Source organism: Sphaerotilus sulfidivorans (genome assembly GCF_013426975.1).
GTDB classification, from domain to species: domain Bacteria; phylum Pseudomonadota; class Gammaproteobacteria; order Burkholderiales; family Burkholderiaceae_C; genus Sphaerotilus; species Sphaerotilus sulfidivorans.
Genome location: NZ_JACCPY010000018.1, coordinates 1 through 22309, shown reverse-complemented (window position 1 = coordinate 22309; position 22309 = coordinate 1). Strand labels below are relative to the sequence as shown.

At 67.7% G+C, this 22309-nt stretch carries 26 protein-coding genes; 22 read left to right on the top strand and 4 right to left on the bottom strand.

All coding sequences use genetic code 11. The annotated features are described in order from the left end of the window. Nucleotides 1-4 precede the first annotated feature (4 nt). A complete protein-coding gene (locus tag HZU84_RS11995; protein WP_149502284.1) occupies nt 5-886 on the top strand; it encodes an NAD(P)-dependent oxidoreductase in 882 nt (293 codons plus the stop codon). A 31-nt stretch (nt 887-917) separates the two neighbouring features. Here the strand turns inward: HZU84_RS11995 and HZU84_RS11990 are convergent, their stop codons facing one another. Beyond that, on the bottom strand, nt 918-1304 hold the full coding sequence (locus HZU84_RS11990) for a DUF4148 domain-containing protein (RefSeq protein ID WP_149502285.1): 387 nt from the start codon (nt 1302-1304) through the stop codon (nt 918-920). 235 nt (nt 1305-1539) lie between these two features. On the opposite strand from HZU84_RS11990, the gene HZU84_RS11985 reads away from it, so the two are divergent. The 6 genes from HZU84_RS11985 (at nt 1540) to HZU84_RS11960 (ending at nt 7293) form a co-directional block, all read left to right on the top strand. Beyond that, nucleotides 1540-2166 (top strand): pyridoxamine 5'-phosphate oxidase family protein, encoded by a 627-nt coding sequence (locus HZU84_RS11985; RefSeq protein ID WP_149502286.1) that lies wholly within the window; start codon nt 1540-1542, stop codon nt 2164-2166. Between the two features lie 89 nt (nt 2167-2255). Beyond that, complete coding sequence (locus tag HZU84_RS11980) at nt 2256-2738, top strand: DUF3429 domain-containing protein (RefSeq protein ID WP_244954386.1); 483 nt, start codon at nt 2256-2258, stop codon at nt 2736-2738. A gap of 22 nt (nt 2739-2760) precedes the next feature. Further along, a complete protein-coding gene (locus HZU84_RS11975; protein ID WP_149502287.1) occupies nt 2761-4500 on the top strand; it encodes a M61 family metallopeptidase in 1740 nt (579 codons plus the stop codon). A gap of 13 nt (nt 4501-4513) precedes the next feature. Then, nucleotides 4514-5731: a DUF3108 domain-containing protein gene (locus HZU84_RS11970; RefSeq protein ID WP_149502288.1), complete on the top strand. Its 1218-nt coding sequence runs from the start codon at nt 4514-4516 to the stop codon at nt 5729-5731. A gap of 83 nt (nt 5732-5814) precedes the next feature. Continuing rightward, nucleotides 5815-6621: an enoyl-CoA hydratase gene (locus tag HZU84_RS11965; RefSeq protein WP_149502289.1), complete on the top strand. Its 807-nt coding sequence runs from the start codon at nt 5815-5817 to the stop codon at nt 6619-6621. A gap of 228 nt (nt 6622-6849) precedes the next feature. Beyond that, a complete protein-coding gene (locus tag HZU84_RS11960) occupies nt 6850-7293 on the top strand; it encodes a CAP domain-containing protein (RefSeq protein WP_180692931.1) in 444 nt (147 codons plus the stop codon). A gap of 7 nt (nt 7294-7300) precedes the next feature. On the opposite strand, the gene HZU84_RS11955 is transcribed toward HZU84_RS11960, so the two are convergent. Both HZU84_RS11955 and HZU84_RS11950 read right to left on the bottom strand, forming a co-directional pair. Next, nucleotides 7301-8050 (bottom strand): DsbC family protein, encoded by a 750-nt coding sequence (locus HZU84_RS11955; RefSeq protein WP_149502291.1) that lies wholly within the window; start codon nt 8048-8050, stop codon nt 7301-7303. Between the two features lie 50 nt (nt 8051-8100). Beyond that, entirely contained in the window at nt 8101-9267 is a 1167-nt protein-coding gene (locus tag HZU84_RS11950) for an FAD-dependent monooxygenase (protein WP_149502292.1), read from the bottom strand. 43 nt (nt 9268-9310) lie between these two features. On the opposite strand from HZU84_RS11950, the gene HZU84_RS11945 reads away from it, so the two are divergent. The 6 genes from HZU84_RS11945 to HZU84_RS11920 all read left to right on the top strand — a co-directional run bounded on the left by HZU84_RS11945 (nt 9311) and on the right by HZU84_RS11920 (nt 13366). Further along, nucleotides 9311-10204 carry an MOSC domain-containing protein gene (locus tag HZU84_RS11945; RefSeq protein ID WP_149502293.1) on the top strand — a complete coding sequence of 298 codons (894 nt, stop codon included), beginning with the start codon at nt 9311-9313 and terminating at the stop codon, nt 10202-10204. A gap of 72 nt (nt 10205-10276) precedes the next feature. Beyond that, nucleotides 10277-11371: a redox-regulated ATPase YchF gene (gene ychF / locus HZU84_RS11940; RefSeq protein ID WP_149502294.1), complete on the top strand. Its 1095-nt coding sequence runs from the start codon at nt 10277-10279 to the stop codon at nt 11369-11371. Between the two features lie 309 nt (nt 11372-11680). Then, nucleotides 11681-11917, top strand: coding sequence for a hypothetical protein (locus HZU84_RS11935; RefSeq protein ID WP_219340929.1), 237 nt, complete (start codon nt 11681-11683; stop codon nt 11915-11917). Nucleotides 11918-11957: 40 nt separating this feature from the next. Continuing rightward, nucleotides 11958-12221 carry a translation initiation factor IF-1 gene (gene infA / locus HZU84_RS11930; protein ID WP_037484844.1) on the top strand — a complete coding sequence of 88 codons (264 nt, stop codon included), beginning with the start codon at nt 11958-11960 and terminating at the stop codon, nt 12219-12221. Nucleotides 12222-12322: 101 nt separating this feature from the next. Next, on the top strand, nt 12323-12637 hold the full coding sequence (locus HZU84_RS11925) for an RNA recognition motif domain-containing protein (protein ID WP_037484846.1): 315 nt from the start codon (nt 12323-12325) through the stop codon (nt 12635-12637). A 24-nt stretch (nt 12638-12661) separates the two neighbouring features. After that, entirely contained in the window at nt 12662-13366 is a 705-nt protein-coding gene (locus HZU84_RS11920; RefSeq protein WP_149502295.1) for a class I SAM-dependent methyltransferase, read from the top strand. Between the two features lie 16 nt (nt 13367-13382). On the opposite strand, the gene HZU84_RS11915 is transcribed toward HZU84_RS11920, so the two are convergent. After that, the gene (locus HZU84_RS11915; protein ID WP_149502296.1) at nt 13383-14180 is read right to left on the bottom strand and encodes a DUF2189 domain-containing protein; all 798 of its coding nucleotides are present in this window, start codon (nt 14178-14180) and stop codon (nt 13383-13385) included. Between the two features lie 260 nt (nt 14181-14440). On the opposite strand from HZU84_RS11915, the gene HZU84_RS11910 reads away from it, so the two are divergent. The 9 genes from HZU84_RS11910 to HZU84_RS11870 form a co-directional block, all read left to right on the top strand. Then, on the top strand, nt 14441-15043 hold the full coding sequence (locus HZU84_RS11910) for a DUF3455 domain-containing protein (protein ID WP_149502297.1): 603 nt from the start codon (nt 14441-14443) through the stop codon (nt 15041-15043). A gap of 111 nt (nt 15044-15154) precedes the next feature. Further along, on the top strand, nt 15155-15742 hold the full coding sequence (locus tag HZU84_RS11905; protein WP_149502298.1) for a sigma-70 family RNA polymerase sigma factor: 588 nt from the start codon (nt 15155-15157) through the stop codon (nt 15740-15742). After that, nucleotides 15736-16482, top strand: a complete 747-nt coding sequence (locus tag HZU84_RS11900; protein WP_149502299.1) for an anti-sigma factor — start codon at nt 15736-15738, stop codon at nt 16480-16482. Before HZU84_RS11905 ends, HZU84_RS11900 begins: the two co-directional genes overlap by 7 nt. Before the next feature lie 301 nt (nt 16483-16783). Further along, nucleotides 16784-17305 (top strand): hypothetical protein, encoded by a 522-nt coding sequence (locus HZU84_RS11895; RefSeq protein ID WP_149502300.1) that lies wholly within the window; start codon nt 16784-16786, stop codon nt 17303-17305. A 296-nt stretch (nt 17306-17601) separates the two neighbouring features. Further along, complete coding sequence (locus HZU84_RS11890) at nt 17602-17967, top strand: hypothetical protein (RefSeq protein WP_149502301.1); 366 nt, start codon at nt 17602-17604, stop codon at nt 17965-17967. A gap of 260 nt (nt 17968-18227) precedes the next feature. Further along, the gene (locus tag HZU84_RS11885) at nt 18228-19154 is read left to right on the top strand and encodes a restriction endonuclease (RefSeq protein WP_149502302.1); all 927 of its coding nucleotides are present in this window, start codon (nt 18228-18230) and stop codon (nt 19152-19154) included. A 40-nt stretch (nt 19155-19194) separates the two neighbouring features. After that, nucleotides 19195-21006, top strand: a complete 1812-nt coding sequence (locus tag HZU84_RS11880; RefSeq protein ID WP_149502303.1) for a protein kinase domain-containing protein — start codon at nt 19195-19197, stop codon at nt 21004-21006. A gap of 72 nt (nt 21007-21078) precedes the next feature. After that, the gene (locus tag HZU84_RS11875; RefSeq protein ID WP_149502304.1) at nt 21079-21540 is read left to right on the top strand and encodes a hypothetical protein; all 462 of its coding nucleotides are present in this window, start codon (nt 21079-21081) and stop codon (nt 21538-21540) included. 270 nt (nt 21541-21810) lie between these two features. Next, nucleotides 21811-22309: ISAs1 family transposase (locus HZU84_RS11870; protein WP_180692930.1), on the top strand; the 499-nt coding region annotated here is incomplete at its 3' end.

The window sequence follows — 22309 nt, the reverse complement described above, 5'->3', positions numbered from 1 at the left end:
TCGCGTGGACATCGGCGTCATCGGCATCGGCAACATCGGTCTGGGGCTGGCGCAGCGCCTGATCGACCGCGGCCACGGCGTCAACGTGCGCGACCTGCGCAAGGTGCCCGAGCGCATCGCCGCGAAGTCGGGCGCGCGGGTGCTGCCGACGCCGGCGGCGGTGGCCGAGTCCTGCGAGCTGCTGATCGTCGCGGTGGTCGACGCGGCGCAGGTCGACGAGGTGCTGTGCGGCCCGGGCGGCGTGCTGTCGGCGCCGCCGGTCGACGTGATGATCTGCAGCACCATCGCGCCGGCCGAGGTCGAGCGCTTCGCGCGGCTGGTGCGCGCGCGCGGCGCCGAGCTGCTGGACGCGCCGGTCTCCGGCGGGCCGCTCAAGGCGCGCAACGGCACGCTCAGCCTGATGCTGGCCTGCGCCGAGGCGGCGCGGCTGCGGCACTCCGCGGTGCTGGCCGATCTGGCTGGCTGCACTTTCCTGGTCAGCGACAAGCCGGGCGACGCGGCCCGGGTCAAGCTGATCAACAACCTGCTGGCCGGCGTGCATCTGGTGGCGGGCGCCGCGGCGCTGGCCACCGGCGAGCGCATGGGGCTGGACCCGCGCCTGCTGCAGCAGGTGATCTCGGCCAGCTCGGGGCAATCCTGGATCACCGACGACCGGATGCCGCGAGCGCTCGACGGCGACCATGCGCCGCGCGCGCACATGCAGATCCTGACGAAGGACCTGACGCTGGCGCTGCAGATGCTGCAGGCCGCCGGCGAGCGTTCGCCCTTCGGCGAGGCGGCGCTGGCGGCCTTTCGCACCGCCTGCTCGACCGGTCTGGCCGAGCATGACGACGGGGCGGTGCTGGAGCTGTTCCGGCGTCGGCAGCTGGCCGCGCCGGGCGGCTGAGCGACGCCGCCGTCGCTCGGCCTGGCTGGAATCAGCGCAGCGTCGGCGTGCTGCCGGCGGTGCTGCGCGCCTTGGCGGCCGGCCGCACCCGCACCGCGGCGGGCTCGTCGGCATGCAGACGCTCGAACTCGCCGCTGGCCTGGGCCTCGCGCAGCTCGGCGATCACCTCGGCACGGGTGCGCGGGGTGGCGGCCACCGTCAGCACCGGTGCGTGGTTGTCGTCCCAGATGAAGTTCAGGCCGGCCTGCTGCGCCTGCTGCAGCTCGGCGATCACTTCGGCGCGGGTCTTCGGCGTTCCGACACGTTCATGCTCGAAACTGCGCGGGCTCTCGTCGGCCAGGGCGGCGCCCGACAGCGTCGCGGCGGCCAGCAGGGCGATCAGGGCGGGCAGGGTCTTGGTGGTCTTGGTGGGGGTCATGGTGGGTCTTCCTTCGTGAGTGCTGTCCATGTCCGTGACTGTATTGAGATGAAATACGTTTAGAAATCGCTAAATATTCAATGAAACATTCCTGATAAATAAACAATTGAGCCGGGAATTTCTGGAATTCCTTGAGCCATGCGTCCGGCGCTTGCCGGACACTGTCCATTGCTGTTGGCAGCGTCGGGGGGCCGTGGATGCCGTATCCCGCGGCGGCGCTGCCTGGAGTCGATCGATGAATGCCACATCCCTGTCCGGACCGACGCTGGAGCAGCTGGGTGCCACGCTGTGGCGCGAGCTGGCTGGCGCCGCTCAGGACCGCGCCCATGAATGGCGCCAGCCGGTGCTGGCCACCGTCTGTCCGGAGTTCGGGCCGCAGGCGCGCACCGTGGTGCTGCGCGAGGTCGATGTCGCCTCGCGCACGCTGCTGCTCTACACCGACGCCCGCTCGCCCAAGGTGGCGCAGCTGCAGGCCGATCCGCGTGCGCAGCTGCTGTGCTGGTCGCGGACGCTGGGCTGGCAGCTGCGGCTGGGCGGGCGCATCCTGGTCAGCACCGAAGGGCTGGACGTGACCTCGCGCTGGGCGCTGCTGCGCCATACCCGCGCCGCGCAGGACTATCTCTCGCCGCTGAGCCCGGGCCAGCCCTGCGACGACACCGGCGCGAAGACCGATGGCGATGTCGAGGGCGAGGGCCAGACCGAAGCGTCGCCCGACCGCTCGCGCGGCCAGCGCGCGCACTTCGCGGTGATGCGCCTGCAGGTCGAGCGCATGGACTGGCTGGCCCTGGATCCGCAGGGGCATCGCCGTGCGGTGTTCGATGCGCGCGACGCCGCACTGTCCGGACGCTGGTGCGCGCCCTGAGGATCAGCCCGGCGGCGTGCGCGTCCGCGCTGCTGCGGTGACAATCCGGCATCGCGCCCTGCGGCGCCCTTGCCTTGCCGAGATCCACCGTGTCCGCCTCGCCCCTGCTGCCTGTCGATCCTCCGCCGCCGCTGCCCGCGCGGCTGCCTGCCGCGCCTGACGAGCTGGCGCTGCGCCTGGGCTATGCCGGGCTGCTGCCCTTCGGCTTCGGGGCGCTGCTGTCGATGGTGGTGCGTGCCGATGTGCAGCCCTATGTGCTGCTGTCGCTGGCGGTCTATGCCGGCATCATCGTGTCCTTCCTGGGCGGCATTCACTGGGCGCTGGCGATGCTGGTGCTGGCGGTGCCGCACCGCCGGCTGTGGACCGGCGTCACGCTGTCGCTGCTGGCCTGGGTGTCGGTGGTGATGCCGCCGGCCTCCGGGCTGGTGATCCAGGCGGTGCTGCTGATCGCCTGCTATCTGATCGACCGGCGGGTCTATCCCGCCGCCGGCCTGTCGAAATGGCTGACGCTGCGTTTCCGGCTCACCGCGGTGGCTGCGCTGAGCTGCTTCCTGGCCGCGGCCCAGGCCTGATCTCCGAACCGACCGCGCCCGCATGATCCGACTTCATCTGGAGATCGACGATCTCCGCAGCCACCATTACCGCGTCACGATGACGCTGCCGCATCCGGCCCCGCGCCAGCGCCTGTCGCTGCCGGCGTGGATTCCGGGCAGCTATCTGGTGCGCGAGTTCGCCCGTCACCTGAGCGGGCTGAAGGCCAGCCAGGGCCGCCGCGAGGTGGCGCTGACGCAGATCGACAAGCACACCTGGGAGGCCGACTGCAGCGGCCGCGGCGCGCTGACGCTGAGCTGGCGGGTCTACGCCTTCGACAACTCGGTGCGCTGCGCCTGGCTGGACGCGCAGCGCGGCTTCTTCAACGGCACCGGCGTCTTCCTGCGCGCCGAAGGCCGCGAGACCGACGAGCACCGGGTCACGCTCGGCCCCCTGCCCGAAGGCTGGCAGGTCGCCACCGGCCTGCCCGAGGCGGCGCCGGGCGAGTGGTCGGCGCCCGACTACGACGCGCTGATCGACCATCCCTTCGAGCTGGGCGCCTTCTGGCGCGGCCGCTTCACCGCCTGCGGCACCGAGCACGAGTTCGTCGTTGCCGGTGCGCCGCCGGGCTTCGACGGCGAGCGCCTGCTGGCCGACACCAAGAAGATCTGCGAGGCGCAGATCCGCTTCTGGCACGGCCGCGACGACGGCTGCGACCCGCCGCCCTTCGAGCGCTATGTCTTCATGCTCAACGCCACCGACGACGGCTACGGCGGCCTGGAGCACCGCAACAGCACCGCGCTGATCTGCACCCGCCGCGACCTGCCGCGCCGCGGCGACGCCAGCAGCGCCGACGGCTATGTCACGCTGCTGGGCCTGATCAGCCACGAGTATTTCCACACCTGGAACGTCAAGCGCCTGAAGCCGCGCGAGTTCGCCGCCTACGAGCTGCAGCGCGAGAACTACACGCGGCTGCTGTGGTTCTTCGAGGGCTTCACCAGCTACTACGACGACCTGTTCCTGGTGCGCACCGGCCTGATCGACGAGGCGCGCTATCTGCGCCTGGTCGCGCGCACCGCCAACCAGGTGCTGGGCACGCCGGGCCGGCGGGTGCAGAGCGCCGCGGCCGCCAGCTTCGACGCCTGGGTCAAGTACTACCGCCCGGACGAGAACAGCGCCAACGCCACCGTCAGCTACTACACCAAGGGCGCGCAGATCGCGCTGTGCCTGGACCTGACGCTGCGCGCGGCCGGGCGCGGCTCGCTCGACGAGGTGATGCGCGAGCTGTGGCGCGCCAGCGGCGGCGGCCCCATCGGCGAGGACGACATCCTGGCCGCGCTGCGCCGGGTGGGCCGGCGCGACTTCGCGCCCGAGATCGCCGCCTGGGTGCACGGCACGGACGAGCTGCCGCTGGCCGAGCTGCTGCCCGCGCTGGGCGTCGACCTGCGCCGCGAGCGCCCGCTGCTGCAGCAGCGCCTGGGCGCGCGGCTCAACGAGGCGACCGCCGGGCTGAAAGTGCAGTCGGTGCTGGCGGGCGGGCTCGCCGAGGCCGCCGGCCTGTCGGCCGGCGACGAGATCCTGGCGCTGGGCGACTGGCGTGTCGTCAAGCCGGAAGATCTCACGCTCTACGGCGCCTTCGAGCAGCCGCTGCCGCTGCTGGTGGCACGTGACCGCCGGCTGCTGCACCTGACGCTGCCGCAGGGGCGCGAGGTCGAGGGTGCGGTGGCGCTGTCGCTGCAGGGCAAGCCGGCGGCCGCGGTGCGTCGCCGCCGCGAGGCGTGGCTGACGCGCGCCGGCGCCTGATCCGCGCGCACCCATGCGCAGGCTGAGGCTGCTGGCGGCGCTGGGCGCGGCGGTGCTGGGCCTGCATGCGCTGCTGCTGGTCTGGTTCGGCGAGCGCCTGCGGGCGTCGACCGCGCCGGATCCGGCGATCGAGCGCCTGTCGGCGGTCTACACCCGCGAGATCGCCCAGAGCCTGCCGCCGGTGGCTGCTGCCGCCGCCGCACCCCGGTCGGCCGCCCGCCCGCAGGCGGCGCCGGGCGCGCCAGCCGCACCTGCGCCGCAGCCTGATCGGCCTGAGCCGCTGGAGCCGCCCGAAGCACCGGCCTCCGCGCCGCTGCTGGCCGATGCCGCCGAGATCAGCGTGTCCGCCGAGCCCCCGCCGGCCTCGGCCGGACCGCAGCCGCCCGACTTCGATCCGCTGGCCGCGCCGGGCAGCGTCGCGGCGGCTCCGCCGGGGGCCGTGGTCGCGGCGGCGAGTGCGACTGCGGCTGGAGCGAGCGCGCCGGCCGCGGCGGCGTCCGGCCCGGCCTTCGAGTGGCCGGCCTCGACCCGGCTGCGCTACACGCTGACCGGCTGGTACCAGGGCGAGGTGCACGGCGAGGCCCAGGTCGAGTGGCTGCGCTCGGGCGAGCGCTACCAGGTCCATCTCGAGGTCTCGGTCGGGCCGAGCCTGGCGCCGCTGATGTCGCGGCGCATGAGCAGCGAGGGCCGCATCACGCCCGAGGGCCTGCGCCCGCAGCGCTACGAGCAGGAGACGCGCCAGATCGTCGGCCGCGACCGGCGGGTGCTGATGAGCCTGGACGGCGAGGGCGTGCAGCTGGCCGACGGCCGGCGCATGCCGGCACGCGCCGACGTGCAGGACAGCGCCAGCCAGTTCATCCAGATGGTCTGGCTGTTCTCGACCCGGCCCGAGCTGCGCCAGCCCGGCCAGCGGATCGAGTTCGACCTGGCGCTGCCGCACCGGGTGCGGCGCTGGGTCTACGAGGTCGGCGCCCGGGTGCCGGTGAACACGCCGCTGGGCCCGCTCGAGACGCTGCATGTGCGGCCGGTGCCGATCACCACCGCGCTGCCCGAGGCCGCGGCCGAGGCGGTGCGCCGTGGCGGCAGCCTGCTCAGCGCGCAGATCTGGTATGCGCCGACGCTGCAGATGCTGCCGGTGCGCATCCGCATCGAGCAGGACGCCAGCACCTGGCTCGATCTGCAGCTGTCGGAGGTGCCGCGGCAGGCGGGTTCGCCCGCAGCGACAAAATAGAACGGTCGTTCTATAGTCTCGCCTGCTGCGGTGCAGCATGGTGCTGTACCGTTCCCCGTCCCCCTCGCTCAGGATCTCCCGCCATGACCGAACGCACCTACGAGAACATTCTTGTCGAGACCCGCCCGGGCAGCGGCGCCCAGGCGCTGTCCTACGGCTGGATCACGCTGAACCGGCCCAAGGCGCTCAACGCGCTCAACGATGGCCTGATGGATGAGCTGGGCGAGGCGCTGCTGGCCTTCGATGCCGACGACTCGATCGCCTGCGTGGTGGTCACCGGCAGCGAGAAGGCCTTTGCCGCCGGCGCCGACATCTCGGTCATGCATCCGTTCGACTTCCCGAACGCCTTCCGCAAGGGCCTGATCTCGCGCAACTGGGACACCATCCGCCAGGTGCGCAAGCCGATCATCGCGGCGGTCTCGGGCTTCGCGCTGGGCGGCGGCTGCGAGGTGGCGATGGCCTGCGACTTCATCATCGCGGCGGACAACGCCAAGTTCGGCCAGCCTGAAATCAAGCTGGGCATCATTCCCGGCGCCGGCGGCACGCAGCGCCTGCCGCGTGCGGTGGGCAAGAGCAAGGCGATGGACTTGGCGCTGACCGGCCGCATGATGGACGCGGCCGAGGCCGAGCGCGCCGGCCTGGTCTCGCGGGTCGTGCCGCTGGCCGAGCTGCATGCCGAGGCCGCGAAGGCCGCCGAGGCGATGTGCGGCTACTCGCTGCTGGCGCTGATGGCGACCAAGGAAAGCGTCGATCGCGCCTTCGAGTCGCCGCTGTCGGAAGGCCTGCTGTTCGAGCGCCGGCTGTTCCACGCGCTGTTCTCCAGCGCCGACCAGAAGGAGGGCATGGGCGCCTTCCTCGAGAAGCGCGCACCGGGCTTCACCCACCGCTGAACCGGCGGTTCGACGCGGCGCGCCGTGGTACGGCACGGTGCGGCGCTTTTTCGGCGATCGAAATGATAAATCCGTCACTATAGTGACGGCTTTTGTCCTGCCGATCCGCCGGAGGTGCGATCGGCCTCGCCGAGGTCTGCCGTGCTGTCGCGCTTTCTTCCTGCCCTGGTCCTGCTGTCCGCTTCGTGCTTGCCGGTCGTGGCGGCACCTTCTGCCGGCGAACGCGCCGTGCTGCCGTCCGAGGCCCGCCAGGCGATGCTGCAGCGCCACAACGAGTGGCGCCTGCATGCCGGGGTTCGGCCGCTGACTTGGTCGGACGAGATGGCGCGTGCGGCCGGGCAGTGGGCGCTGCAGCTCGAGCGCGGCCGCGGCCAGCCCTGCGAGGCCCAGCCCAGTCCGGACCTGCACATCGGCGAGAACATGTACTGGTCCAGCGCCTACCGCTGGAAGGATGGCCGCACCGCGCTGCAGCCGCTGGACCCGGCCTATGTCGTCGACCAGTGGGCGCAGCAGGGCGCCGATCTGGATCCCGAGACGCGCCAGTGCCGGCCGGGCCGGGTCTGCAGCCATTACCAGCAGCTGGTCGCGCCGTCGGCGCGCGAGGTCGGCTGCGCGCGGCTGGTCTGCCCGGCGCTCGATCAGGTCTGGATCTGCCAGTACCGGCTCGGCTGAGCCGGCTTCAGGACCTGGCCAGCGCCGCCAGCCGTTTCTCGATCTCGGCGGCGGGAATCGCGCCGGGCGCGCGGGTGCCGTCCTCGAAGACGATCGCCGGTGTGCCGTTGACCTTGTGCTTGCGCGCCAGCGCCGCGTTGCGCTCGATCGCCGAGGCGTCGCACTGGCCCATCACCCGCGGCGGGGCGACGCCGTCGACCATCCAGCCGCGCCAGGCGGCGGTGCTGTCCTTGGCGCACCAGATCGAGCGGGCCTTGTCGGCCGAGTCGCCGCCCAGGATCGGGATGACGAAGTTGTAGACCGTCACGTCCTTCACGTTGATCAGGTCCTTTTCCAGCCGCTTGCAGTAGCCGCAGTTCGGGTCGCCGAAGACGGCGATGCGGCGCTTGCCGTTGCCGTTCTTCCAGACGATGGCGTCCTTCAGCGGCAGCGAGGCGAAGTCGATCGCGGTCAGCTTGTCGATGCGCTCCTGCGTCAGGTCCTTGCGGGTGGCGGTGTCGATGATCGAGCCCTGGATCAGGTAGGCGCCCTTGGCATCGGTGTACATCACCTCGGTGCCGATGCGCAGCTCCCACAGGCCGGCCACCGGTGCCGGGCGCACCTCGTCGATCTTCGGCAGGTTCTGGAAGCGTTCGGCCAGGGTCTTGCGGATGATGTTCTCGTCGGCCCGTGCGGCCGGCGCGGCCGCGAGCAGGGCCAGCGCCAGGGCGCCGAGGCCGGTGGCGAAGGCGGGGAGAGCGGGGCGCGGCAGCTTCATGGAGTGTCCTTGGTGGGATCGGTGCGGGGAGAGGGCACAGGGCCGGGAGATCAGGCGTCGAGCGCCCGGGCGGTCAGCCAGCGCTTGAGCGGGCCGAGCTGCTGGACCAGAGTCATTCCGTGGTTGCGCAGTTCCCTGAGCGGCGGTGCGGGCTGCGCGAACAGGTGCAGCAGGCCGTCGGTCAGCCGGCTCATCGCCAGCGTCGGCACGCTGCGCTCGCGGGCGTAGCGGCGCAGCAGGCGCTCGTCGCCGAGCGGGCGCCACGGTGCGGTGCGCCGCGCCTCGACCAGCACCTGCGCCAGCACCCGCACATCGGCCAGGCCCAGGTTCAGGCCCTGGCCGGCCAGCGGATGCACCGCATGCGCCGCATCGCCCAGCAGCACCCAGCCGGGGCCGCACCAGCGCGAGGCCTGACCGACCCGCAGCGGCCAGGCCGCGCGCGGCGACACCGGCTCGAGCCGGCCGGCAGCGCCGCCGGTGGCCTCCTGCAGCCGTGCGGCGAATTCGGCGTCGGACAGCGCCATCACCTGCTCGGCCTCGTCCTGCGGCAGCGACCAGACCAGGCCGTAGCCGTGGCCGGCCTGCGGCCGGTCGAAGGGCAGCAGCGCCAGGATGTCCGGCTGGCGGAACCACTGCCGCGCCACGCCGTGGTGCGGCCGGTCGCTGAGCAGCCGCGCCGCCACGCCCAGGTGGCCGTAGGCGAAGGCCTCGAAGCCGGCGCCCAGCGCCTCGCGGGTGGCGGAGTCGCGGCCCTCGCAGATGGCGGTCAGCGCCGCCGGCGCGGGCTGCGTCAGCCGCTGCACATGCGGCGCGAAGCGCAGCGCCTCGCCGAGCACCTGCTCGAGCGCGGCGGCGTCGACGATCCAGGCCAGTTCGGCCACGCCCTGCTGCCAGGCGCTGAATTCCAGCGCGCCGCCGTCATCGCCGCGGATCTGCATGTCGCTCACCGCGGTGCGCGCGTCCTCGGGCAGCGCGTCCCAGACCCGCAGCTCGCGCAGCAGCGCCACCGCGCCGGCATTGAGCGCATAGGTGCGCACATCGGGCGCCGCATCGCGCCGGGGCGGGGCGGCCAGCAGGCCGACCTTCAGGCCCTCGCGCGACAGCGCCAGCGCCAGGCTGGTGCCGACCGGGCCGCCGCCGCGGATCAGCACATCGAGCGTCGAGGCGGAGGAGTGTCCGGAGCCGGCCGGACTGGAGGCGAAGGGAGGCACGAGCATGATGGGGCAAGATTGTAGGAACAGCCCGACCGAGATCCCGACAATGCCTTTCCCCGACACCTCCGCCCCCTTCGACGCTGACGACGGCAGCAGCGCCTTCACCGTGGCCGCGCTGCACCTGCATCCGGTCAAGTCCTGCGCGGGCCTGAGCGTGCCCGAGGCCCGGCTGGCCGCCACCGGCCTGGCCGGCGACCGCGAGTGGATGCTGGTCGATGCGGCGGGCGAGTTCGTCTCGCAGCGCGAACATCCGCGCATGGCGCTGATCCGCCCGGCGATCGCGGCCGACGGCAGCCTGCAGCTGCAGGCGCCGGGCCTCGCGCCGCTCCAGCTGCCGGCCGAGCCGCTGGGCGAGCGGCTGCGGGTGCGGGTCTGGGATGACGAGGTCGCCGCCCGCTCCGCCGGTCCGGGCGCCGCGCGCTGGTTCAGCGAATGCCTGGGCGAGCCGGTGCGGGCGGTGCGCTTCGAGGCCGGCCAGCGCCGGCTCTCCAGCCGCAAGTGGACCGGCGAGATCGAGGCCGAGAACGCCTTCTCCGACGGTTATCCCATCCTGGTGGTGTCGCAGGCGGCGCTCGACGAGCTCAACCGCCGCCTGGCCGCACGCGGGCAGCCGGCGGTGACGATGCAGCGCTTCCGGCCCAATCTGGTGCTGGCCGGCCTGGACGCGCATGCCGAGGACCACCTCGACGAGCTGCACATCGCCACGCCGGACGGCCCGGTGGTGCTGCGCCTGGTCAAGCCCTGCCCGCGCTGCCCGATCCCGAACATCGACCCCGACACCGCCGTGCCCGGCCACGAGCCCGGCGACACGCTGGCGGGCTACCGGGCCGATCCGCGCGTCGGCGGCGCGATCAGCTTCGGCATGAACGCGGTCATCGTCGAGGGCGTCGGGCGGCGGCTGGCGGTGGGGCAGGACGGGCGCGGCACGGTGCGTTTCTGAGCGGACCGCGCCCCTACAATCGCGCCATCCTTTCGCGCGGCCCGGCCGTGCCCCCTCCAAGAGATTGTCATCATGAGCCTCAAGTGCGGCATCGTCGGCCTGCCCAACGTCGGCAAGTCCACCCTCTTCAATGCCCTGACCAAGGCCGGCATCGCTGCCGAGAACTATCCGTTCTGCACCATCGAGCCCAATGTCGGCGTGGTCGAGGTGCCTGATCCGCGTCTGAACGGCCTGGCCGAGATCGTCAAGCCCGAGCGCATCCTGCCGGCCATCGTCGAGTTCGTCGACATCGCCGGTCTGGTGGCGGGCGCGAGCAAGGGCGAAGGCCTGGGCAACCAGTTCCTGAGCCACATCCGCGAGACCGACGCGATCGTGAACGTGGTGCGCTGCTTCGAGGACGACAACGTCATTCACGTCGCCGGCCGCGTCGATCCGATCGCCGACATCGAGGTCATCCAGACCGAGCTGTGCCTGGCCGACCTGGGCACGGTCGAGAAGACGCTGCAGCGCTCGCTCAAGGCCGCGCGTTCGGGCAACGACAAGGAAGCCGCCGCGCTGGTGAAGGTGCTCGAGAAGTGCCAGGCCGCGCTGGATCAGGCGCAGCCGGTGCGCTCGATCGACTTCAGCAAGGAAGAGCGTCTCATCCTCAAGCCGCTGTGCCTGATCACCGCCAAGCCGGCGATGTTCGTCGGCAACGTGTCGGAAGACGGCTTCGAGAACAACCCGCTGCTCGACCGCCTGAAGGCCTACGCCGAGGCGCAGAAGGCGCCGGTGGTGGCGATCTGCGCCAAGACCGAGGCCGATCTGTCGGAGATGGACGACGAGGACCGCGCGATGTTCCTGGCCGAGATGGGCCAGGACGAGCCGGGCCTGAACCGCCTGATCCGCGCAGGTTTCCGGCTGCTGGGCCTGCAGACCTACTTCACCGCGGGCGTGAAGGAAGTGCGCGCCTGGACCATCCGCGTCGGCGACACCGCGCCGCAGGCTGCCGGCGTCATCCACGGCGACTTCGAGCGCGGCTTCATCCGCGCCCAGACCATCGCCTACGAGGACTACATCCAGTTCGGCGGCGAGCAGGGCGCCAAGGACGCCGGCAAGATGCGCGCCGAAGGCAAGGAGTACGTCGTCAAGGACGGCGACGTGATGAACTTCCTGTTCAACGTCTGATCATCGGCTGACCGCCAAGGGCGGCATGAGTCGTGCTATAGTGCGGCGGAATTGCTGCCGTTTCGCTTACCTCAGCAGCATTTCGTCGCACTCCATGCCTCTCGGGGCATCGCGTCCTCGGCAAGGTCGGTCCGGTTCGTGACTGGCCCGCCATTCCAGGCAAGCTCCGTCTGGTACATCGATCCCGACTCCTGTGGCTGTTGCGGCAGGGGTGGCGTGACTCGGGACATTGATCTGCCCTCGTCGGGCAGTCCTGCCGACCGTTCCAGGCAGTCTCGCGCTGGCAGCCCCTGCTGCGGCGCCGGTTCCTTGATTCCTTCTTCTCCTGACATTCGCACCGTGGGCAGGTTCATCCTGTCCTCCACCACCCGACGCACCGACTGCGGTCGGTATGCCGCGTCGCTCTCCATTCGCAGCGGCCGTGGCGAGGGGACCCATGATCGGGTCTACCGCTTCATCCCGCTGTTCCCTTCATCCGAGGCCGCCGCGCAGTACGCGCTGGATCAGGGCCTGGGGTACCTCCACCAACCCGCGCTGCCGGCCTGATCGTTTCAGGACGGGGCGCCACTGCACAGGAATTCTGCTCATGGCCAAGGAAGAACTCATCGAAATGCGCGGCGAGGTCGAGGAAGTGCTGCCCGACTCGCGTTTCCGCGTGAAGCTCGAGAACGGGCACAGCCTCATCGCCTACACCGGCGGCAAGATGCGCAAGCACCACATCCGCATCCTGGCGGGTGACAAGGTCTCGCTCGAGCTGTCGCCCTACGACCTGAACAAGGGTCGCATCACCTTCCGTCACCTCGAGCCCCGCTCGGGTGGCGCGCCGTCCGCTCCGCGTCGGCGCTTCTGATTCACGGGGCTGACCGCCGGCTGGCGCCGGTGGCGGGCCCGGATCGCCTGGCGCCTGCGGCAGGCACGTCACATTCCGCGGCATTTCTGGAAAGGTCCATCATGGACAACAAGCTCTACGTCGGCAATCTGCCCTACACGATGCGCGACGAAGATCTGCGCGAGCATTTCGCCCGCTTCGGCGAAGTCGCCTCCGCCAAGGTCATGACCGACCGCGAAACCGGTCGGTCCAAGGGCTTCGCCTTTGTCGAGATGGCTTCCGGTGAAGATGCGCGCAGCGCCATCTCCGGCATGCACGGCCAGTCCTTCGGCGGCCGCGCCCTGGTGGTCAATGCCGCCCGTCCCCGCGAGGATCGCCCGGCTGGCGGCGGCTACGGTGGTGGCGGCTTCGGCGGCGGCAACCGTCGCAGCTACTGATCCGGCGGCGCGAAAGCGCTCCGGATGCCCGGCTACCAGACCCGGCAGCAGCAGGTCGCCATCCGTGGCGCCGACAGCCTGCTGATCCGGTCGCTGCTGGATCGCCAGCAGTACGCCGATCCCGACGGCCGGGCCGAGGCCGCGGGATTCTCCTCCGCCACCTGGCCGCTGTTCGGCATGCTCTGGCCCTCGGGCCTGCAGCTGGCGGCCCACATGGCGGCCCGGCCGCTCAAGGCGGGTGAGCGCATTCTCGAGGTCGGCTGCGGGCTGGCGCTGGCCAGCCTGGTCTGCCACCGGCGTGGCATCGACGTGACCGCCTCCGATGCCCATCCGCTGGCCCCGGATTTCCTGCACGACAACCTGAGCCTGAACGCACTCGCCCCGCTGGTCTACCGGCGCGGCGACTGGGCAGGCCGGGCGGGCGTGCCGGCAGCGGCCCATCCGGCCGATGCCGCACCGGTGCAGGGACGCTTCGACGTCATCATGGGCAGCGACGTGCTGTATGAGCGCGACGCGCAGGGCCATCTGGCCCGCTTCGTCGAGCGCCATGCCGAGCCGGACGCCGAGGTGCTGATCGTCGATCCCGATCGGGGCAACCGGCCGGCCTTCACCCGCCGGATGAGCGGCCTGGGCTTCGTGCTGCACGAGACCACGCTGCGCACGCCCGAGGCCGACGGCCTGCCCTATCGCGGGCGGCTGCTGCGCTACTCGCGCACGGCGCCGGCCTGAGCCCGGCGCGGCCCGCCTACTCGACCATGTCGCGGTAGGCGTGCCAGCTCGCGTGGCCAAGCAGCGGGAAGATCACGATCAGCCCGAGCAGCGCGGTCGCGTAGCCGACCGCCATCAGCGTGACGATCAGCCCCGCCCACAGCAGCATCGCTGCCGGGCTGGCGTGGCAGGCGCGCACGCTGGTGGCGATCGCGGCGATCAGGTCGCCGTCCTCGCGGTCGAGCAGCATCGGCACCGAGACCACCCCGATGACGAAGACCGCCGCCGCGAACAGCGCACCGATGCCGACGAAGGCGATGGCCAGCGCGCTGTAGCGGCCCGACAGCAGCACGTCGAACAGCAGGTTCGACAGGTCCGGCACCAGGCCGCCGTACAGCAGCGCGAAGCTCACCGCGCCGACCCGCTCCCAGAGCAGGAAGGCGATCGCCAGCACCAGCCCGAACAGTCCGAGCGAGCCGGCGTTGCGCCAGCCATCGGCCAGCGCCTCGCCCAGGTCGGGCCGCGCGCCGGCCAGCCGCTGGCGCGACAGTGCATGAAAGGGCAGCGCCACCAGCGGCGCCAGCAGCAGGAAGCCGCCGACCAGCGTCGGCGCCAGGTGCGGCAGATGCCGGCCGGCGACGATCAGCGCCGCGCCCATCGCGGCGACCGCCAGGCCGCCGCCCAGGCTGGCGGCCGGGTGATGCGACAGATCCTCCCAGCCGCGTTTCAGCCATCGCAGCGGCTGGGTGACCGTGACCTGGCGGACCTCGGGCGCGTCGGCAGCCTGGCGGGCGCGGCGCGGAAGGTGACCGGTGACCTGTGCGACATGATCCATGGTGCAGACCTCCTTCGGACGACAGACCGACCGGCCGCCCCGTGCGAGCCGGCGGTGCGTGTGTCGATGCTAGGACGATGTGCGGCCGGGCACCATCGGGTTCCCCTGAGGTCGGATCGCAGGATTGATACATGTTGTTGCATCTGCGTCGTCTCCGGCTGCATCCGTCCGGCATCGGCCCGGCTAGTGAAGGTTGAGACGATCGTCGCCAGCCCGGCGTCGACGGCTCCTCCGATTCATTCACCTCCGGGAGCATTGCCATGACCGTTCGCTCGTCCTTCGCCGCCGCCACCCCCCGCCGCCTCGCCTTTGCCGCCGCCGTGCTGCTGAGCGCCGGCCTGGCCGCCTGCTCGTCGACCTCCGCGCCGATGGGCGCGACCACCTCGATGACCGCCACCTCGCAGACCGCGCTGCCGACGCCGGTGCAGGTGCCCGCCGGCCACCGCGTCGCCTGGGAAACCGTCGGCGTCGGCCAGATCACCTATGAATGCCGCGCCAAGGCCGGCACGCCGGGCGCGTTCGAGTGGGTCTTCGTCGGCCCGGACGCCGAGCTGCGCAGCCGCAGCGGCATGAAGCTGGGCCGCTACTTCGGCCCCCCGGCGACCTGGGCGGCCGACGACGGCTCGGCGCTGACCGGCACGCAGGTCGGGCTGGTGCCCGCCGCGGCCGGCAACATCCCGCTGCAGCTGGTCAAGGCCAATCCCGCCACCGGCCGCGGCGTGCTCGAGGGCGTGAGCTACATCCAGCGCGTGGCCACCCGCGGCGGCGTGGCGCCGGCGATGGCCTGCGGCGAGGGCCAGACCGGCCAGCGCCAGGTGGTGCAGTACCAGGCCGACTACATCTTCTGGAAGCCGGGCGCCTGAGCCGGGCGAATGCCCCCTGGCGGCTGACGGCTGGCGGCCGGTGCCTTGGTTCTGGGTAGTCCCTTCTCGCAGAATGGCAAAACGCCGCTGCCGAGACCGAAAGGACCGCCCTTGCCCCCTGCCGCCGCCTCCGCTGCCGCCGCCCTGACCCTCGACCATGATGCCGCGCTGCAGGCCTGCGCCCGCGGCGAGCGCTTCGCGCTGCGCATGCTCTACGAGCACGAGGGCCGCTGGCTGCTCGGCGTGGTGCGGCGCATCGTGCGCGACGACGCGCTGGCCGAGGATGTGCTGCAGGACGCCTTCCTGCAGGTCTGGCAGCGCGCCGCCACCTTCGATGCGGCGCTGGGCTCCGGCCGGGGCTGGATCTACACCGTGGTGCGCCACCAGGCGCTGCGCGCGGTGCGCGGCGGTCGTGGCGTCGAGACGGTCGCGGTCGATCCGGAGGATCTGGCCGGCCTGTCGGACCGCCTGCAGTCCGCCACCGCGCCCGACGGCGACGATCGCGGCCTCGACACCGCCGGCCTCGAGCGCTGTCTCGACCGGCTGGAGGATCGCCCGCGCGCCTGTGTCGTGCACGCCTATGTCGATGGCTACACCCACGAGCAGATCGCCACCCGGCTGGGTTCGCCGCTGGGTTCGGTCAAGTCGTGGATCCGCCGCAGCCTGCTGGCGCTGAGGGAGTGCCTGTCCACATGCTGAATCTGCAGACCCCCGAGGATCGCAGCGCCGCCGCTGGCGAATATGTGCTGGGCACGCTGGCGCCGGACGAGCGCGAGGCCTTCGAGCGGGCGCTCGGCGGTGACGCCGCGCTGCGCGCCGAGGTCGCGCACTGGCAGGACCGCTTCCTGGCGCTGAGCGCCCGGGTGGCGCCGGCCGAGCCCTCCGCCGGGCTGTGGCGGCGCATCGAGGCGCGCCTGTCGCCGGGGGCTGCCGCCGCGCGTGCCCCGGCCGCGACGCCGCCCTGGTGGCAGCGCCTGGGCCTGTGGCAGTCGCTCAGCGGGCTGGCGCTGACCGGCTGCGTGCTGCTGGGCTCGGGGCTGGTGCCGCGGCTGATGGCGCCGCCGGCCGCGCAGCAGCAGTTCGTCGCGGTGCTGCAGGCGCCGCAGGGCGGCGGCAACGGCTGGGTGGTCGAGGTGCGGGTCGACGCGGCGGGGCAGGGCCGGCTGCGGCTGCGCCCGGTCGTGCCGCCCCAGGCGCCGCCGCCGGGCCGCACGCTGCAGTTCTGGACCAAGGCCCCCGGCGCCGCCGGCCCCAGCTCCCTGGGCCTGGTGCGCACCACGGATGCCGGCGGCGCCATCGAGCTGCCGCTCGAGCGCCTGCCCGACCTGCGCCCCGAACAGCTCTTCGAGATCACCCTCGAGCCCGAGGGCGGCTCGCCGATCGACCGCCCGACCGGGCCGATCCTGTACATCGGGCGGGCGGTGCAGCTGGAGGGGTGAGCCGCGCTCCCCCATGTTCATGGGGGGCGGCTCTTCACGATTGTTTACGTATTGCTATCGAGTGACTAAGCTCGATCGCTGATTCCAGAAAAAACGAGTTCATCAGGGAGGACATGCCGGCATCCCGCCGGCATGGGCGTTGCCGTTGCGGCGTCAGCCGGACGGTGTGGACGTGCTGCGTGCCTGCGCGTCGAGACGATCCTGGCGGGCTTGCGATGTCCGCCGCAGGGCTCCGCGGTGGCGGGTGTCGACGAGCTGCGAATCACTCGCGGAGAAACACGTCTCACACAGCCCCTACAACATGATCTCTTCTTCCCTGCGCACTCTTTCTGCCATCGCTCTGGCCCTGTCGCTGTCGGCCTGCGCCACCATCATGGGTCAGCCGACCCAGCTCGTCCCGATCGCCAGCACGCCCAGCGACGCGTCGATCTCGATCACCGACGAAGCCGGCCTCGAGGTCTTCCGTGGTCGCACCCCGACCTCGGTGACGCTGCCCAAGAGCACCGGCCGCTACTGGGGCGGCAAGAGCTTCAAGGTCGTGATCACGAAGGACGGCTACCAGGCCCAGACCATCCCGGTCACGGCCGCGCCCAACGGCTGGTATCTGGCCGGCAACTTCCTGTTCGGCGGCGTGATCGGCTGGTTCATCGTCGATCCGCTGAGCGGCAACATGTACACCCTGTCGCCGGACGCCATCTCCGCGCAGATGAGCACCAGCACCGCGCAGAACCACAACAACCGCGCCACCGACGGCAGCATCTCGATCGTGCTGCTGCAGGACGTACCGGCGGCGCTGCGCGACAAGATGGTTCGCGTGAACTGACGATGTACCTCGCCCCTTGTTTCGGGGGTGATTGATGCTCAATTTGTTCACTTTTGGTTATTGGTTCGCTAAGCTCAATAGCAGATTTACAAGAGCTAGCAAGCCAATCCAGGGGGAAGCGCATTCGTGACCAGAGCACGGTGCGCGGGTCGAGTGCGTGTCCAGCGCAGGCGGCCGTGTGTGCATGCGTCGTTCCCGACGGAGCTTGACCGATCTTGCGAGGTCCGTCGCCTGAGCTCCGCGGCGCCGGATCGGTCTGATGCCGCGGAGAGATGCACTCACAGGGACCGACGATCATGAGCTTTTCCACTTTCCCCCGCCTTTCTTCCTTCCGTCTGCTGGGCAGCTTCGCGCTGGTTGCGACGCTCAGTGCCTGTGGCGGTGGCGACAACGATGTCGTGCTCGACACCAGTCGGACGCTTGCCGATGGTGCCTCTGTCTCTTACGCACTGGAGGCCGGCACCTACCAGGCCGAGATCACCGCGTCGAACAACGGCGTGAACATCCAGTGGGTCGGCGGCAACTGCAGTACGGTCAGCAACATCAAGACCTACGTGCAGACCTGCACGATGAGCAGCAAGGGCCAGCTCACCATCACCAACCCGACAGTGCTTAGTCTGGGCGGTGCGGAGATCGTGACCATCAAGCTGACGGAGAAGTGAGGCGCGGAGCCCCCACCCCGTCATGCCCGCGCAGGCGGGCACCCACGCCCACCCCCATCCCCGGGAAAACAGCCCCGGAAATACCGGCTTATTTCTCACTTCAGGCCGTCACACGTGCTCCCGCGCACGTTCCCGCTGCCTAGACTGGATCCTTCACCGGGATCGAAGAATCCCGCAGCCCGCGCCCTGGATGCGCTGCGGCTGACGCACAAAGACGCCGTGGGAATGGACGCGACCGCACCAGCAGGGAGAGATGCGGCTTGACGACGACAACACCGGCCACGCTGCCGACCTACGACCGATTCATCGAGCCGCTGCTGCGCTTTCTCGCCGGCCGACCGGAGGGCGCGCCCGCCCGCGAGGCCCACGAGGCAGCGGCCGACGCGCTCGGGCTGGACGCCGCGGCGCGCCAGCAGCCGCTGTCGAGCGGCGCGCAGCTCATCTACAAGAACCGCGCCGGCTGGGCGCATGACCGGCTCAAGCGCGCCGGGCTGTCGGACAGCCCGCGGCGCGGCTGGTGGCAACTGACCGAGGCCGGCCGACGCTTCGTGGCCGAGCATCCGGCGCCGCTGACGCCCGAGCAGCTCGGCACGCTGGCGATGGTGCACCTGGACGTGCAGCGCCTGCGACCGGTGGCACCCGATGCCGGCCCGGACGAAGCGGCCGGCGTGCCGCCGCAGCCGATCGCCAGCCCGGAAGAGCGGCTGGGCCTGGCGCTGGAGGAAATCCGCCGCGCGGTCGTGGCCGAGCTGCTGGACACGCTGGCCACCGTGACGCCGGCGTTCTTCGAGACGCTGGTGCTCGACCTGCTGCACCGCATGGGCTATGGGGCCAACCGCGCCGACCTGCAGCGCGTCGGCGGCTCGGGCGACGCGGGCATCGACGGAATCATCTCGCTGGACCGGCTCGGTCTGGAAAAGGTCTACGTGCAGGCCAAGCGTTGGCAGGGCACGGTCGGGCGGCCCGAGATCCAGGCGTTCTACGGCGCCCTGGCGGGCCAGCGCGCCAAGAAAGGCGTCTTCATCACCACGTCGGGCTACACCGCGCAGGCGCTGCAGTTCGCGCAATCCGTCGAGGGCATCGTGCTGGTGGACGGGCTTGGTCGCTTAGTAGGTTGGCGTCGGGATAATGTCAGGCGTCAGGGATATTCGGGTAATTCGTTGTGTTGCAATGAATTTTCCGGTTAACAGTGGAAGTAAGTTCGCCTAATTTTCTGGAAAGGTCGTTATGTCTGCGATTGATAATTTAAAGGTTGAGTTTTCTGATCGGGCTCGGCAAATAGTTTTTTGGACTGGGGCTGGTCTGAGTTCCCCCGCAATGCCTAGCTGGATTTCTTTAAGGGATCAACTGTTTTCTGAAGCGAGGATCGCAAATAGTAGATTGGATGGGGCGGTTCAGAAGAAAAAAAATGCTGAGTTGGCTGCTATTGCCAAAATACAGGACATATGGGTTCAGTTTGATCGGGTGCATGATCTTCTTGGCCGTGATTCTTATGTAAGAAAGATTAAGGATATTTTCTCCGCTAGTGAGACTATGCCTATACCAAGGGCTCATGAGATCATATGGGGTCTTGACCCATCGGGGGTTATTACTCTTAATATTGATTTATTCACTCAGAGGGCTAGTGCCAATATGCCTAGCGGAGCAATTCCAATACAAATACAGGCGACAAAATTTGCCGAGCATTTTAATGTTTTGAAAGAAAAACGTCCGTTTGTCGCGTATCCTCACGGTCATATTGATGAGCCGAATTCGTGGACTTTTACAAAAAAAGATTTGGATAGGAGGCTTACTGATGCAAGTTATATAGAGTGGTTGAAGATAATATTCAGGGTGTGTACTGTTGTATTTGTTGGTGTTACTGCTAGTGATGTGGCGATAGGCGGCCCTATAGAGAAAATTGTTGCAAAAAATATACCGTTAACCGGCCATTATTGGATTACGCCCAGAGGTGATTTGGAAGCATCTGAGTGGGCGGAGCAGAGTGGGGTTAATATTGTTCATTACTCTGTAAACAATGGGTCTCATGCCGAGCTGCTACATGTTCTTTCTTCATTGAAGGCTGTTGTAAAAAGTGAGGATTACGAGAAGGAGCGTCCCGTATACTTAAGAAATTTGAATGGTGAATTTAAGGAGCCCATTTCCCCTAAGGACCTTCAGAGGTTGTCTGATGAGGAAAAAAGAATTTATCTGAATTCGGAGGCAAAAAGAATACTACAAAATAGAGACTTGAATGCAAAAAATTCAGAATATGCGGCATTTTTAGCAAAATACCAGCGGGCAATTCATGATTCTTGGTATGTGTCTTCTGATCCTGATGATAATGAGTTTATTGGTTATAGAATAATATCCAAGGTTGATGAGGGTGCTTTTGGAAATGTATATAAAGCGATTTCTGAAAACGGTAGCACTGTTGCTGTTAAAATTCTAAAAAACGATAATTTTGGCAGGACTGATTTTTATAAAGGTTTTAGGCGTGGCGCGAATTCTTTGCGGATAGTGACGGACCGCGGCATTGAAGGTGTTATTAATTATATCGATGCCGCTGAAATACCTCCAACAATTATAATGAACTGGTGTGATGGGCAGAGCCTTTCAACGTTGGTGCCGGCAAATTTTGTTCGGGAGTGGGATGAAATAATTGAGGTTTTTTCTCAGTTGGCGATCGTATTAAGAAAATGTCATCTATTGCCTGAGCGTGTTCTTCATAGGGATTTGCGGCCTGCAAATATAATGATTGAGGGTTGTTTTGAATCTATCGATGAATGGAGAGTTGTGGTTCTTGATTTTGATCTTTCTTGTTATCGCGATTCTGATGACCATTCTATAATGCATAGTCCTGCATTTGGTTATCTTGCGCCTGAACAGAGAGGCGGTTCTGCGTTTTCTAGGAGAAATTCTGCTGTTGATTCATACGGTTTTGGGATGACGCTTTATTATGTCTGCGGTGGGAAGGATCCTTTTCCTGATCAGCACACCACGCCATCATGGATGGAATCTGTTAAAAAGGCTGTTTCTTCGAGAAAGAATATTTCGTAGAGGAGTTTGCCAAAAAGAATTTCTAGATTAATAATATCTGCAACGCTGGATGATCAGTCTAGTAGAATAATGATGAGTCAAATAGAGGGTGAATTGGAGTCATTGAAAATAGCTATGATGTCAAGTGGGCCTGTGCCGCTTGTAGATGTTGTTCTTGAGGAGCTTGTTTGTCGAGTTAAATATATTAATGATTACCATTGGGATTCGGCCAAATCGTCTGCATCTTATAATTCCCCTAGCGGCGTATATGTGATTTTTTCGAGAGTTGAGGGGACAAGATTTGTGAGAATATCAATGGGGTGGGTTAGTAATGGTATGCAGGATTGGGTTAATATTGAGAGTGCTCTCAGTAAGAAAAATCAAAGGATTTCTGATTTGCTTGGTAGTGGCTGTTTAAATGTTTCGTTTAGAAAGGATAGAAGGGAGTTTTGTTTCTCTGCGGAAATTTGTGCAGACGATCTTCTTGATTCCCTTGATGCTGTGGCTGGAAATGTTTCTGATGCCATTTCGCATATCTCGTCTATTATTTTATAAATATTTTTTGTTTTCCGTTCAAAATAAAATTTGACCGATTGTGGTGCTGTTGTGAAATTCGACTGGCTGTCAACTGGCTAGAGCGTGTTATGAACTTCCCGCCGCAGCCATCACCGCTGCGGCCTTGGGGAGCATGAGGATGGCGAAGACGACGAAGTGCAAGCTGGCCAGCACCTGAGCAGGGCGATTGCATGAAGAACCTGGTCGGTTCCGTGTTATGAACGCGCCCCGCTGACCCGACCGCCGCAGCTCGAAGCGGCGCCCGCCCCGATGACCACTGCGCCGCTGTCCACCCACTTCATCGAGGCGCTGGCCGAACTGGACGATCCGCGCTCGCGGTCGTGTCCGTTTCCGCTGGACGAGCTGATGTTCGCGGCGCTGTGCAGCGTCAGCAGTGGCGCCGACAGCTGGGTCTCGGTCACCGACTGGGCAGAGCTGCAGATCGACTGGCTGCGCCAGCATCTGCCGTACGCCAACGGCATCGCCTCGCACGACACCTTCGGGCGCGTCTTCAGCCTGCTCGACCCGCATCAGTTCGAGCGCTTCTTCGCGCGCTGGATGCAGCACCTGTGCCCCGCGCTGACGGGCGAGCTGATCGCCATCGACGGCAAGAGCCTGCGCGGCTCGCATGACGGGGGCACACGCATGACGCATCTGGTCTCGGCCTGGCACCACGCGCGCGGTCTCGTGCTGGGTCAGGTCAAGACGGCAGCCAAGAGCAACGAGATCACGGCGATCCCGGAGCTGGTGGCTGCCCTGCAGATCCAGG